The following is a 14,102-nucleotide window of genomic DNA, read 5'->3' on the forward strand; positions in this document are numbered from 1 at the left end:
AACAATTTTGTCGACGAGTACAGGAAGATTTGATAGTGAGACATTCTCCTAGGGTCATTGTCAGCTGCGCACTCACAGGCGGAATTCATACCCCCAGCATGAGCGCCGGACTGCCGGTGACGGCCCAAGAGATGATCGAACAGGGCATCGGCGCAGTTGAATCTGGCGCTGCCATTCTCCACCTACATGCACGCGATCCAGCGGACGGACGGCCAGATCCGCGCCCAGAAACCTATAAGCCGTTCGTTACAGAATTACATGAGAAGACAGACGCAATACTGAATATTACTACCGGCGGCAGCACTCGAATGTCCGTCGACGATCGGTTGGCGGCAGCTAAACACTTTCAGCCTGAACTCGCCTCACTGAACCTCGGTTCGATGAATTTCGTATACTCCGGCGCGGCAAAGCGGGACTTCGACTGGCAGTATCCGTGGGAACGTGAATATCTACTCCAAAGTGAAGATACTATATTCTCGAATACTTTCCGGCAAATAGAATCCACATTGCAAATGTTAGGAAAAGAAGCCGGGACAAAATTTGAATTCGAATGCTACGATGTCGGACACCTGTACACTCTCGCCTATTTTGCCGACAGGGGATTAGTGGAACCTCCTTTCTTCGTGCAAACCGTGCTCGGAGTCCTCGGTGGTATCGGTCCGGACCTGGATAACTTGCTCTACCTGGTCCGGACGGCGGATCGACTGTTCGGTGATGACTACTATTTGTCGGCGTTCGGGGCAGGAAAAAATCAAATCCCAGTCGTTACTCAATCGATGCTGTTGGGAGGGAATGTCCGCGTAGGTTTGGAGGACAATCTCTTCATAGGTAAGGGGGAAATGGCCCCCAATAATGCAGCACAGGTTGATCTTGCAGTCTCCATCATGCAAAATCTAGGTCTGCAGTTAGCTACCCCGGACGAAGTACGTAACCTCCTCGGGCTGAAAGGCAAGGCGTCCACAAAGTTTGGGCGACCGTGACTCCGGCGGGGAAATGTTCACTACTTCTTGCCTATTTCAGTTCCTCGGATTCTGCCGTGATGAAAACAATCGTCGTCGTGATTAGCGGCGGGTTCAGGTCCACTGAGAGTCATACTTCATGACTGACAACACGATGTGCAAAGTGCAACGAATACTGCTGGCCCTGAACGATGACGAAGACTCTAAAGTCGTCAATACATTGCGAGGGACCCGATCTCCCCGTTTCGCCGTTCGGCACAACGGTGTGGTGAAATCATTCCGCCAGGCCACCGGTCCTGGAACCATCTTGTTGATTCACGCCAGCTATCGCTCAGTGTATGACCGTGATTCTCTCTATGAGAGTCTTCTGGACAAAACAGACATTGAGGTGGTCACGGTCGGGGATTTCGGCGCCCCAGATCTGATCGATTTCGAATCGCAATGGGTGAGTTGGTTCGCGAAGCATGAAGCGGCGGCGATACTCGTCTTGCCAGATCACGACATCTACTGCGCGGTAAATGCTTTGGCGAAGATTCCCGATCTTGTGCGAGCGTATCGCGACGAATTTCGGAGAGCCGGCAGGTTCTGACTCGATGCTATAGCGAGAATTCGTGCGCCGACTGACGCGATGCACCGACATCGAAGACAGCCTGACCGTTTGAAGGACTTGAGGGTTCTGCTGACGCAATCTGCTGGGCGCCGGTCGACCGGCGGAATCACTCACCTTTGTTCGCCGCTGAAGAGGGCCTCGACGAGGTTACGGCCAGTTGGTTATCAGGCTCTTGTCTCCGCCTACGTGGACGCGAACAAGCGGGCCGGGAGGTTCGCGAATGTTCAAGATCAGATTAGAAAGTACGCAGCTCCTCAGACGCGCCGCGCAGGTCTCGGCGCCCCAGGTCGCGGGGATCAATGCCGGCCATGCAACTTGTGCTGCTAGCCTCGATCTTGCATGAGAGGTCGCTGTCGGTCTGATCGGTTCACCGATCAGGCTTGTCAGTCCCGAATCGATATTCGGGCGTGATGGGTCGGCCCGTGTCCAATCGGGATACTGCCGGATTCCACTTTCCGGGTCGTGTTCTTTCTATTCTTGCCAACAAGATTCGCCATGACTCAGGTTGGCGCCGACAATGCCTCGAGCCTGTCCAACGCCGAGAAGTGATTAGACCGGACCACGGTGCACGCTCCGATAGTCTCAGACGTGTTTTCCTGGCATGCCGGGCGATGTGTCCGGCGATCGAGAACAGTCGTAGGCGCAATCGTTTCGGCTCCCACCTGCGCGCATCACAGCTGGTCAGTGCCAACATCTGCATCCACGCTGTCAGCTCGGAAGCGAGTGCGACGATCGCCAACCAGATCTGATTCTGCGAAAATCCATGCAGCGGCAGGTTCGTCAAACCTATGTCCTTGGCCGTCCGGATGCGGTCTTTGCAGCGGGCCCGGCGGCGGTGCTGGCATGTCCCCGGTGAACGGGTCCATCGTGTTTTAGAGTCTTGTTGCCCGTGACGTGGGCGGATAGGACGATGAGGAACATGGCTGGACGGAAGAGGAATTCGGCAGAGGACATCGTGCGCAAGTTGCGCCGTGCAGACGAGCTCACCGCGGCGGGGAAAACGCAGGAAGAGATCGCCGCCGAGCTCGAGGTGTCGGCAGCGACGTTGTACAACTGGCGCCGCCAGTACGGCGGCATGGACACCGACGCAGCGAAAGAACTCAAGGAACTGCGGGAGCAGAACGGCAAACTCAAACGACTACTCGCCGACGCCGAACTGGAGAAGGACGCCCTGCGGGAGGTGGCGAAGGGAAAATTTTGAGCCCGGCTGACAAGCGGCGCGCCGTCGACATGCTCGTCACAACGATGAGAGTGTCGAAGCGGTTGGCCTGCAGAGCAGTTGGGCTTGCCCGGTCCACCTACTCCCGTACACCGATCGCGCAGACTCCCGCCGACCCCGACGCGGCCCTGAGAGCGATTCTGCGGGATTACGCGCGAACACACCCGCTGCATGGCTTCCGTCGTGCCTGGGCGCATCTGCGACACGATCAGGCGATCGCGGTGAACAAGAAGAAAGTGCACCGATTGTGGAAAGAGGAAGGTCTGCAGGTGAGGATCTACCATCCACGCAAACGAGGCGGGGTCAGCTCATGCCCACAGACCGAAGCCGACGCACCGAACGTGGTGTGGGCTATGGACTTCCAGTTCGATCCCACCGTCGACGGCAAATCCGTCAAGATTGCATCGATGATCGATGAGCACACGCGCCTGTCGCTGATGAACATCGTGGAGCGTTCGATCCCCGCGCAGCGGTTGGTAGAGGAGCTAGGCAAGACGTTCGCACTGTAGGGCGGGCCGCCGCTGGTATTGCGGATGGACAACGGCCCAGAATTCATTTCTGTTGCGCTACAACAGTTCTGCGCGAACCGAGTTGGGATCTCGTACATCCCGCCGGGAGCTCCCTGGAACAACGGGCACATCGAATCCTTCAACAACCGCCTTCGGAAGGAGTGCCTGAACCGCAACCACTGGACGAGCCTGCTCGAAGCACGCGTGGTGATCGAGGATTTCAAGGACGACCACAATCATCGGCACCGCCACTCGTCGCTGGGCTACCTCACGCCGGCCGAGTACGCTGCCCAATGCACCCACACCCACCAACCCGTGGACGGGGTGCGAGATCGACGGAAACCAATCAAATCGCGGCTCTAAAGCTCGGTGGCCCGACTATCGGGGACCTGCCAGTGCCGTAACTCCAAGGTTTGTAGGCTTCCGACCATTGTGTTGGTCACCAACGTGGTCAGTCGGAGACCGTTTCGGTCGGTCAACCGCAGTTAAGCGCCGGGATGAGGTCGCTCTTTGCGGACGATGAGCCGCATTCCTGCAGGCCAGCCCGACGCGTGAACGAGTCCGGTCAGTTCCGCGACCCAGGCGCCGTCCGAGGCTAGAACTCCGGATTGATCAGCGATGTATCGTCCTCAACCGCTCCCACGACCCACAGCTCCAAGGACGTTATTTCGCAACGGTATCCAACTTCACTGGCAGGATAGGATCAATCGCCGGAACAGCCCTCGGAACTGACCCCTCACCGGTCTTCCGAGAGCCATTCTGACGCCGAAGGAGATAGAACGTCGTCGGCACGTACCTGCGCGGCTGGGCTATTGTGCCTGCAGCTCATACCGATGTCTTGATCAAATGCGGTTCCAGTTGTTGCCGCAGAGATTCGACGAGCGCTCCGGCGTCCGAACGCCATGCGATCCCGTATACGTAAAAGTCAGGGCGGACGAGTACGACGTCGGAGTCCAGTCCGTCGAGCCACCGTGTCACGTCCGCATCAATGTCTATCACGGCTTCTGCCACTTCCGCCTGCGTGATGTGCAGCGTACGTACACCTAACGCGGAGAGGAAGGAAGAGTGAGAGGGGCTTAGTTCAAGACGGTGAATAGGAACGCGGCTCATTAATGTCCAGCCCGACCCGATGATGTCGTCGAGAAGTGCGGTCCGGCCCTGGTAGCAGACGCGCGGCTGGACGCTGAGAGTGCCGGCCGCGGCGGTCGGCTGACCGTCGATTGCGCGGTGCAAGAAACCTTCGGTCAATGAGGGGAACTCTGGAAGTGTAGGGGCTCGACCAGATCTGAACGATTCATCGCGTTCCGCGGCGAGCGCAGGATCGGAGATACAGACAATACGACCGAGCTCCATGGACAACTCGATGACCGTCTCCACGTGCGGTCGACGTTCTTCTGTGTAGCTATCCAAGAGCGTAGCCTCTGCGCGTCCGGACAGCACGAGATCAAGTTTCCATCCTAGGTTGGCGGCATCCCTGATCCCGGAACACATTCCTTGTCCCATAAAGGGAGGCATCAGGTGGGCTGCATCGCCAATCAGCAATACGCGGTCCCGGCGCCACTGGTCCGCAAGCTTTGATTGGAAGGTGTACACAGTGCGTCGAATAATCGTGGCGTTGTCCGGAGTGATCTTCCAGCGGGACAGCAGCTCCCAACAACGAGACTCGGCGGTCATCTGTTCTGCGGTCTCGCCAGGGAGGAGCATGAACTCGACACGAGAGTGAGATCGACCAAGCCAACGGAATGTCGATACCGGGCGTTCGGGGTCGCAGTACTGGCCGGCGCCAGGCATATCGATTTCCATTTCGGGATCGTGCGGCTTGAAATCGACAACAAGCCAGTCTTCTTCGAATCCCAGGTCGACCCAACTTACGCCAATACCGTCTCTGACCACAGAGTTCGCTCCATCACTGCCGATCAGGAAGCCTGCGGTGACGGTACGACAGGGGCCATCTGCTTTCCATTCGCCTTCTTCGCTTGTTCCGTGCTCGATTTCGACTTCGACATGATCGTCAAACTGCCGGACCCGAGTTGCCCTCCACCCGAAGTTCAACTCCACTGAAGGATGTTCTCGCACGGCGTCCAGTAGAGCTGCTTGAAGATCTGGCTGGAACATCAGATAATCGGACTTCCAGCCAGACGGTGAACGCTGAGTCCAGTCCATGTGCAGGAGTAGCTCGCCGTTGCCGTTGAACCAGTCGTAGCTGGGAAGTGGAACGGCGTGAGGCTCGAAAGTCTCGGTGACACCGATAGATTGCAGGATACGCATGATCTCGTGGTCCACGTGGCCGGCGCGCGGCAGTGGGTATGCGGTGGGCCAACGCTCGAAGATGCCAACCCGGTAACCCCTGCTTCCGAGCAGTGCGGCCATCGTCTGGCCCGAGGGGCCGAAGCCGATGTCGATAACGTCGTAGTCCCATGGTGTTGTCGGTTGGGTATGCACGAAGACCTCAAAGGGGGAGATGGGGAACCTCGCAGAAGCAGACGCTCAGCAAGGTTAAATGGGCAGGAAGTTGCTGCGGTACAGATGATTTCAGCGACAAGTAGCAACGTCGAAGCTGTCGGGTTTGATTGCTCTGTTTTCATCCCCGCATTTGCCGGTAGACAACGGCCGTCCGACTACCAGACCACGTACAGAATTGATAACTTTGTTTGTGAAGACGTGACCGCAGCGCAGGTCTCGTAGTCCGCTCCATGTGGACGGACTACGAGACCTGCGTAAGATTCCCAGATTTGCATCATCGGACGGAGATCTCCGCGTGTAGTCTCCGTCGTGTGGGTTGTGCGGACAGCTGTTGGGCTGATCCCGAGAACCTACTAGTCGGTGGTCGAAGCCAAGTGATCTTCTGGGCGGAAGAAGCGCGATTGAATTTCCTCTGGAGTGAGGTCGTCGCGGCCACTAAGATCTACATCCGCCGAGAATCGATAGTCGTACCCTCCGACGGGCAAATGGCATATCTCCCACCAGTTTCCATCGAGATCCTGAAGATAGAAAGAGTAGGTACCGTGCTGGCGGATGGGGTTGGTCATCTTCTTGATTCCATACTCCTCCTTCACTTCCTGGATAGCGACGTGCGCTTCCCGCACCTCCTCTTCACTGCTGAGGTCGATGCCATTGTGATTCAGCATCGACATCTCCTCGGCGGCTGCGGTTTCGACGACGGCGTAGCAATGATTGCTTCCCAGTCGCACCATCAGCGCATTCAAACCTTGCTGCGCGACTTCGAGCCCTAGTACCTCCTCATAGAAGCGGCGAGTGGCCACCAGGTCACGGCATTCGAGGGTGCCGTGTGAAAGGAAGGTCGTCTTCAGTAGTGGCGGACGGGTGGAACGATGAGTGATACCAGGCATTGTAGATTGCTCCTTTGAAATTGAGTTGATCGAGCAGAGGGGTCGGGCAGGGTCAAAATCGAGTGGAAGTGGGTTGTACGACTTCATGAAGAGAAGCGGGTTCGAGGTCCGTACGAGGCGCGGTGTCGTGTTTTGCCGACCCGGAATAGGCGGCCAGCACTTCCTCTCGATAGGTGCGAAGTCGATGAGGAGACGACATCAAGAGGGCGGCAGTCATCCGACCAGCGTTCCGGTAAACGACGACGCATCGTCTTTCCTCGAGGCTTCCTTCCGCGATCGAGATTTCATCGTCCGGGTTCGGGTGCCCGATCAGCTGGAGTTTGCAGTCGTACTGGTCGGACCAGAACATGCTGGTCTCGGAGAACCTTGTCGCAGTGCCAGGTGGAGCGAGCAGTGTCGCGGCAGCGATCTTAGCTTGACGTATCGCGTTGTCCCAGTGTTCAACACGGATATATGAGCCATCGCGGCTGCTTGGCCATCGAGCGACATCTCCAGCTGCGACTATCCGATTTCCGATGGACAAGTCGCGTCCACACAGGACTCCATCGTTGACGGGGAGCCCGCTCCCTTCCAGCCAATCGGTTGCCGGCCGCGAGCCAACTCCAACAATGACGACATCGGCAGGAATGACTTCGCCTTGTGCGAGGCGCACACCAGTCACTCTTTCGCTGCCTGTGAACCCTGCAACGCCGGCGCCAAGCCTTAGGCGTGTCCCGTTGTCGCTGTGGAGTCCTGCAAGCGTTAATCCGACCCGTTCACCAAGAACTCGGCCCATCGGTGATGAGCTGGCTTCGATCATCGTGACATCGAGCCCGAGTGAACGGCAAGAGGATGCCACCTCGCTTCCGACAAATCCTGCACCAACAATCGCGACCCTTGGCTTGTGCTTCAGATCTTGGCGCAGATTCAGCGCGTCCTCCATGGTGCGGAGAGTATAGACACCACTCGGTGTGTCTCCCGGTAGTTTTCGTGCTGTGGCGCCTGATGCAATGATCAGACCGTCGACACTATGGTTGTAGGTTCGTCCGGTGGCCTGATCGCACAAGGTCAACTGTCGCTGGGTTAAGTCGAAGTGCGTTGCGCGGACGTTCAGCTCAAAAATCAGGTCCGGTACGTCCCACCTCATGCGAATGTCAGCCACCTCGAGGCTGTCGTCGGTGAGGAATCGTTTAGACAGCGCGGGACGTTGGTAGGTACCAATCGGTTCGTCTCCGAACAGGGTGATGCCCCCCTCGAAGCCTTGGCTTCGCAAGCTTTGTGCTGCGGTGAGTCCGGCGATTGAAGTGCCAACCACAGTGACATGGCGAAGACGATTCTCCACCATGGTCATCATTCCTCAGTCAGCGAGAGTGCCTGAACAGGGCACGCTGATACTGCCTGCTGTAGATCGGCACGCATGCTGGCCGGCGGGTTCTCCGTGAGGAGGACGAGTTGGCCCATGGCATCGAGGTCAAGTGCATCGGGTGAGAATCCGGCACACATACCTGTAGCGATGCACAGGTTCCGGTCTACGCGCAGTTTCATAGCTAGTGCTCCTTTGAAAATTGTTGTGGACCTACGCCTTGGCTATACGCGGAGTCCGTACCACCACGAGAAACAGGGCCAGGCGTGCCAGCCGTCGAGCCGTCGCGTCTGAAGTGATGTTTCTCGCTTACGAGATTCATCTCACTCGAATGGCCAGAAGCCGTCCAACATTTTCCTTGTTGGATTGACAGCCAGCTGCTGTCACGACTCAGAGTCGAGTTCTTTTTGTTGTCAGGCGCCATGTTGAGCGCACATAGAAGACATTTCCTGCACATAGTCGCGATCAGTGGTGAAGATGTGTCGGAGTGATGCTCGATGTCCCCCCACCGTTTTTCGACAGCCAGCCAGCACAGAACGCGAAGGGACGTGAGATTTCTTGCGGCGGGCAGAGATACGGGATTCTCGGCGGACAAGCTGGTGAGAAATCAATCGTTGTCTATCAAACAGCGCACCCGGTGTTCTCGTGGGGGTCGACCGTGCGCTATGAAACCTTCCGGGGGACGGATCCCTTTTGTGTCGGAACCTTGGCATCAGACGGAACGAGTGCTTCGAATCCATGTCAAGCGCGTAAGGGGTACTCTCTGTCAGTCGATCCTGTTCTCGAGCGTCCCGAGCCCTTCGATGGTTGCCAGAACCACGTCGCCGCTGCCGAGATAGGCGTTCTGGTGCGCCGCGGCGGTGCCAGCCGGGGTGCCGGTAAGGATGATATCGCCCGGGCGCAACGTGACCAGGTTAGACAGTGAGGCGATCTGGGTGGGAACGTCGATGATCATGCGTGAGGTGTTGGAATCTTGTCGAAGCAGTCCGTTTACCGATAACTTCAGGTTCAGATTCGCGGGATCGGAGACGAATTTTGCCGGAATCAGCACAGGGCCAATGGGTGTCAAGCCGTCAGCATTTTTGGTGGCTGTCCAGTCAACGCCGAAGAAGGGGTGTTGCAGCCAATCACGGTCGCGGACAGATATGTCATTGGCGACTGCGTACCCCGCGACGTGGGACAGTGCGTTATCCGCTGAAACGCGGCGAGCCGTGCGGCCGATGATCACTGCGAGTTCGATTTCCCAATCGACTTGCGCTGAGCCTGTTGGCCGATGCACCGTTCCGAGATGTGAATTTAAGACTGTTGGGGGAGAGAGGAAGTGAAAAGGCCTCACGTCGTCAATGGAGGCTCCCATCTCCGAGACATGATCACTGTAGTTCGCGCCGGCGCACCAGATCGCGGGTGATGTGGTTGCCGGTGGCAGGAATTCGACCTCCCCGACGAGCACTGGGGTCGCCCGAGGTTTGTCCAACGCCGCGGATATCGCGTCGATGAGCAAGTCCCAGTGAGGAAATGCGTCGTCGAAGGTGTCGGGAGAGGAATCAGGTAGGAGCAGGGGGAGCAGATATACGTGTTCGGCGACGACAGCCGCGAGAGCCGATTGGCCGTTGTGGGCGACGTTGGCTAGTCCGAAGTTGACCACTGAGCGTTACTTCCTCAATCTAGTGTGGGTGGTTCGATGTATCAGAATTGCCGAGCACGTGCGGGCCTGTCACGCAACCGAATTGCTCATCGTCGATGTGTCGGCACTAGCAGGGACAGTCGCACAACTGAGCCAGGAGGTTGTGCGCGTCAACCGACCCGTTTGCAGATACACAGCCATCCTCCGATCGCCCGACAGCAGTGTCCAACACTCTTGACCCGATGTTGACAGCCATCTACTGTGAGTAGCTGTGGATCTGGGAACAACCATCGATCTCGATCTGCGACTAGTTCGCTACGTCGTCATCCTGGCGGAGGAATTGAACTTCGCGCGTGCAGCTGCTCGCCTGCAAATTGCGCAGCAGACACTCTCGGCGCAAATTAGTAGCTTAGAGAGACGCTTGGGAGTGAGACTGTTCCTTCGCGACCGTCGCCACGTGGAAATCACTGCTGCAGGTTCCTTGTTCGTCCTGCGTGGCCGAGTTTTACTAGCTGGCGCCAGAGCATTGCTGGAGGAACTGAACAACAGTGCACCGCCCCTCCGTGTGGATGTCATTACGGAAGGTCTCACCGCTGGGATCATTGCCCAGGAACTGAGCTGCAGGATGCCGGACACGGAGCTCCATGTGGTGCAGGGCCAAGGCCTGACAGGGGTTCTTCCCCAAATCTCCGAAGGTCGGCTCGATCTGGCCTTCGGTCGGGTCCCGGGTGGAGGTACTGCGTTGCCGGCAAGCCTGAGTTTTCTCACAGTGCGATTTGAGTCTATCGGGATCGTGGTCCCTGACGATCACGAATTGGCCGGCTACGAGAATGTGCCAATGACGGTCCTTGCCGCTCACCCGTTGGTCATGCATACGGCGGAGGAGGCGTCTGAGTGGGAGAGTTGGATCGATGAGGTGGTCGACGCTTTCGGGCTGTCTGTTGGTTGGCGTCTGCACGGACACGGCCGAGGATCGGCGAACGCAGCAGTCCTCCGTTACCGTGCACCCTCATTCGCTCCGATCGAGGCGCCTACGCCGTCCGGCATAGTGGTCCGGAGGATAATAGATCCCGTGCCGGTGGGCCGCGTTTCGGTTGTCTGGAGATCGCAGGGACGTACTCCTGCCAAGCTTCGACGTGTCATTGACCTGATCCATGAAATCTCTACGGAACGAGATTGGCTTACCCTCCCCTCCGAGAGATACTGGTTAGATGAGGACGACAGGCACTAGCCTCGGCCAGTGAGGGCGTGCGGTCTCGCGCGGGCATTGTGTCGACGGCGGTCCTCCGGGGCTGATAGCTCCTTATCGGTGGTGTGCTGCGTGTTCACTTTCTACTTTAAATATCTTGTCTTGCTTCGTGATTAGGAATCATCGGATTGCGGAGCTGGGTCGTTTTCGGATCGATGGATGGCCTAAGTGCGGGACGAGCATCGCGCGACGGCTGAATCTTCGACAGTCTGCGGCTTTCAGTCACACGAAAATACTGTCAGTGATCCAGGGAAATCTATTGACGAGCAGTGTGTTTGGCGGAACTATTGTCCCAACCTCGGTTCGGGCAACCCCTAACCAAGGTTCGCTGATCACCAGTAGGTCGTAATTGCCTGTAGCGCAGAGGTATTGACCTGATTCGAACGAACAGGATCGCGCACGGTGCGATCGGATTCGTGCATGAAGCATGCCTTCTCAGAGAGAACGGAAGTATCTGTGACCTTGTATGTGATGAGTTTCGCGACGGTCGACGATCCGGGTGAGGCGCGTGAGTACATACCGCGTGCCCACGACATCATCGAGTCTTTTGGCGGCGAGATCGTGATTCGAGGCCGATACGAAGAGACGTTAGAAGGACTATTCGAACCATCCGGTAGGCCACCAACTACAGGAGTCGTCCAGCGCTGGCAGGATCGAGAGGCGCTCAATCGTATGCTCACCTCGCCGCAGTACGCAGACCTGCGCGCATATCGCGCGGGAATCATGACTCCGACCGTGGCCCTCTTGAGTGAAATGGTAGACGGAGGAGAAAGCGGAAAATGACAGTACCAACGACCGATGTCGTCGTAATAGGTTCAGGACCGAATGCACTCGTGGCAGCAGCCTATTTGGCGCGAGGAGGGCTCTCGACTACCGTCCTCGAGGCTTCCAGTACTCCGGGCGGGGGAACTTCCTCGGACGAACACCTACTTCCCGGGTATGTGCATGATCTCGCGTCCAGCTTGCACCCCTTGATCCAGTTCAATCCTGTGATCGCGGCTGATGAGCTTGGTCTGATGTCGGAGCACGGGTTGCGTTACGTCGCACCCGATCCCGCTATGGGTGTGGTCACCGAAGATGGCAGCGTCGTCGCCCTATATCAAAATGTCGCTGACACAGCTGCGGAAATCGCACAGTACTCACAACACGACGCGGATGCCTTTGTGAAACTCACCGAGGACTGGGGAACTGTACTTCCGTTGTTCATCAAACGCATGGCTTCCCCGCCGGATGCGACATTGGAAGCCGATCCGGAAGTCGCACGGAAGCTCGCGAACTTCATTGCGCCTAGCGCTGCACAAGCAGTGCAGGATGCATTCGAAGATGAACGAACCCGCGCCTTGATGTTGAATGCAGGTGCCCATGATTCGCCTAATCCGCCCGGCACCGGCTTTCTTCCGATGCATTGGGCTGGCATGCTTTCGACGGTTTCATGGCCACACGCGGTTGGTGGCACAGGGGCGCTGGCGAAATCCTTGATCTCGTCTATCGAAGCGCATGGAGGATCGATCCATTGCGGGCAGCGAGTCGAGCGCATCGTCGTCGAAGACGGCCGTGCGGTCGGCGTCACGACCGCCTCCGGCGAGCGCTTCGATGCTAAACAGGCTGTAGTTTCCAGCGCCTACGTCGGTCGGCTTCAGGAGATGCTGGGCGAAACCTCTCTCCCTCCTGAGTTCGAACGCCTGCGTGAGTGGAAGTTGGGAGCGGCGGTGTTCGTCGTACATCTCATTTTGAAGCAAGTTCCTACCTTCCGAACGAGCCGTGGTGACGCAGGATTGGCAGTGGCGGGATTCGGAACAGCACCCGGTATCGCTGCACAGCGTGAAGAGATCGCCGAAGGCAGGTTGTCAGGATCGGATCGCTGGATGATGGCGATGTGCCCTTCCGTCGTAGATTCGACCAGGGCACCGTCAGGTCATGCGACGCTGAAATTGCTGACGGTCGTGCCCTACCGGCTCAATGGAGACCCAGACAATTGGGCACGCGAGAAAGAGGCCTACGCGGACGAGCTGGTCGAGAAGTATGCGGCCGCCGTCAATGGTTACGCTCCCGGGGAAGAAATTGCTCGATCTGTGTACTCGCCTGTGGATCTCGAACGCATGAATCTGAACTTCGTCGAGGGCGAGTTTCTCGGTGGAGAATTGACGCCGGACCAGGCAGGGGCGAACCGTCCAGTGCCGGGTTGGTCGTCGTATCGGATGCCAGTTCCTGGTCTCTACCTCACCGGTGCCGGCACTTTTCCAGGCGGCGGAGTGTCGGGTTGGCCGGGCCGAAATGCAGCCCGCGCAGTTTTCGACGACCTGGGTATAGATACGAAAGAGTTCATGGGGGAAGCCGGAGAACCCGACACGCTACCGTCCTCTTTCGATCGGCTCCGCGCTTAGCCTCGTTCAATCCGGCAGCCAGTTGTTCCTCGGACAACAGCTGTCGTAGTTCCTTGTTGACAATTGGTATGAGCCTCTCTGGCCTTCGAGCAGGCCGATACCGATCGAAGTACGTTTCTTGCCCGATAGGCGACGCCAGTGTCCGGCGTCAATTGCGAATTAGGAGAACAAATGAGCGGAATTATCGACTGTGAGACACACTATTTTACCGAGGGTTATCTAGAACTTCTTCGCAGTCGCACGGAGCCCCCACGCCAGGAAGTCTTGGGGAATCTGCGAAAGTACTACCCCGAGCCGAGCGCCCCGACTGTTGCATGCCCGTACCCTTCCGCGATCGAGGATCATCTGCTGGATCTCAGCGATACCCGGATTGCGCTGATGGATCAACACTCCATCTCTGCCCAGGTCGTATCCCTGACAGCACCAGGTACCGACATGTTCGAGACAGAGCTGGCGTTGAAACAGGCTCGGGACGCAAATGACGTGCTCGGTGCTGCGGTTGCACGTCACCCGGATCGCTTTCTCGGGTTTGCGACTCTGGCGCCATTCGGTGGTGACGAGTCAGCGAACGAACTCGAACGGTGCGTCGCGGACCTGGGCTTCAAAGGGGTAAACATCCATTCCCATGTCGGCGAACGCTATCTTGATGACAGTCGATGCTGGCCGATTTTCGAAGCAGCGCAAAAGCTTGGCGTCCCGATCAATATTCATCCCACACTTCCTCAAGGTGCGATGTTGGAACCCTATCTAGGGTTCGGATGGGCATTGGGGGGACCTTCCCTCGGATTCGGCCACGAGGTTTGTCGACGGCCATCGTAAGCTCCCCACTGGCGGCCATTTATGGCGCATTTTGTGG

Annotated in this window: 11 protein-coding genes and 3 pseudogenes; 7 read left to right on the forward strand and 7 right to left on the reverse strand. The window is 57.6% G+C overall.

All coding sequences use genetic code 11. The features are described 5' to 3' along the window. Nucleotides 1-35: 35 nt before the first annotated feature. Nucleotides 36-980, forward strand: a complete 945-nt coding sequence (kce, locus tag QRN54_RS19630; protein ID WP_285182891.1) for a 3,5-dioxohexanoate:acetyl-CoA acetone transferase — start codon at nt 36-38, stop codon at nt 978-980. Nucleotides 981-1,098: 118 nt separating this feature from the next. Next, complete coding sequence (locus QRN54_RS19635; RefSeq protein ID WP_285182892.1) at nt 1,099-1,548, forward strand: hypothetical protein; 450 nt, start codon at nt 1,099-1,101, stop codon at nt 1,546-1,548. Nucleotides 1,549-2,069: 521 nt separating this feature from the next. Here QRN54_RS19635 and QRN54_RS19640 read toward each other — a convergent pair. After that, nucleotides 2,070-2,410: pseudogene (locus tag QRN54_RS19640) on the reverse strand (transposase); the annotation flags it as partial. Nucleotides 2,411-2,488: 78 nt separating this feature from the next. Here QRN54_RS19640 and QRN54_RS19645 point away from each other — a divergent pair. Next, nucleotides 2,489-3,660: pseudogene (locus QRN54_RS19645) on the forward strand (IS3 family transposase). A gap of 32 nt (nt 3,661-3,692) precedes the next feature. Here QRN54_RS19645 and QRN54_RS19650 read toward each other — a convergent pair. The 6 genes and pseudogenes from QRN54_RS19650 to QRN54_RS19675 form a co-directional block, all read right to left on the reverse strand. Continuing rightward, nucleotides 3,693-3,887 (reverse strand): annotated as a pseudogene (locus tag QRN54_RS19650) (IS1380 family transposase); the annotation flags it as partial. A gap of 235 nt (nt 3,888-4,122) precedes the next feature. After that, on the reverse strand, nt 4,123-5,739 hold the full coding sequence (gene mhpA, locus QRN54_RS19655) for a bifunctional 3-(3-hydroxy-phenyl)propionate/3-hydroxycinnamic acid hydroxylase MhpA (protein WP_285182893.1): 1,617 nt from the start codon (nt 5,737-5,739) through the stop codon (nt 4,123-4,125). A gap of 374 nt (nt 5,740-6,113) precedes the next feature. After that, nucleotides 6,114-6,647 carry a VOC family protein gene (locus QRN54_RS19660; RefSeq protein ID WP_285182894.1) on the reverse strand — a complete coding sequence of 178 codons (534 nt, stop codon included), beginning with the start codon at nt 6,645-6,647 and terminating at the stop codon, nt 6,114-6,116. Nucleotides 6,648-6,699: 52 nt separating this feature from the next. Further along, nucleotides 6,700-7,971, reverse strand: coding sequence for an NAD(P)/FAD-dependent oxidoreductase (locus QRN54_RS19665; RefSeq protein ID WP_285182895.1), 1,272 nt, complete (start codon nt 7,969-7,971; stop codon nt 6,700-6,702). Nucleotides 7,972-7,976: 5 nt separating this feature from the next. Then, entirely contained in the window at nt 7,977-8,171 is a 195-nt protein-coding gene (locus tag QRN54_RS19670; protein WP_285182896.1) for a ferredoxin, read from the reverse strand. Nucleotides 8,172-8,755: 584 nt separating this feature from the next. Further along, nucleotides 8,756-9,490, reverse strand: a complete 735-nt coding sequence (locus tag QRN54_RS19675) for a fumarylacetoacetate hydrolase family protein (protein ID WP_285182897.1) — start codon at nt 9,488-9,490, stop codon at nt 8,756-8,758. A 394-nt stretch (nt 9,491-9,884) separates the two neighbouring features. Between QRN54_RS19675 and QRN54_RS19680 the strand changes: the two genes are divergently transcribed. From QRN54_RS19680 to QRN54_RS19695, 4 genes are all read left to right on the forward strand, one after another. Beyond that, nucleotides 9,885-10,844, forward strand: coding sequence for a LysR family transcriptional regulator (locus QRN54_RS19680; protein WP_285182898.1), 960 nt, complete (start codon nt 9,885-9,887; stop codon nt 10,842-10,844). A gap of 474 nt (nt 10,845-11,318) precedes the next feature. After that, nucleotides 11,319-11,645, forward strand: a complete 327-nt coding sequence (locus QRN54_RS19685; RefSeq protein WP_285182899.1) for a DUF1330 domain-containing protein — start codon at nt 11,319-11,321, stop codon at nt 11,643-11,645. Then, complete coding sequence (locus QRN54_RS19690) at nt 11,642-13,246, forward strand: phytoene desaturase family protein (RefSeq protein WP_285182900.1); 1,605 nt, start codon at nt 11,642-11,644, stop codon at nt 13,244-13,246. Before QRN54_RS19685 ends, QRN54_RS19690 begins: the two co-directional genes overlap by 4 nt. Nucleotides 13,247-13,417: 171 nt before the next feature. Further along, entirely contained in the window at nt 13,418-14,065 is a 648-nt protein-coding gene (locus QRN54_RS19695) for an amidohydrolase family protein (protein ID WP_285182901.1), read from the forward strand. The last annotated feature ends 37 nt before the right edge of the window (nt 14,066-14,102 follow it).

Source organism: Rhodococcus sp. MEB032 (assembly GCF_030208925.1).
GTDB lineage: Bacteria > Actinomycetota > Actinomycetes > Mycobacteriales > Mycobacteriaceae > Rhodococcus_F > Rhodococcus_F qingshengii.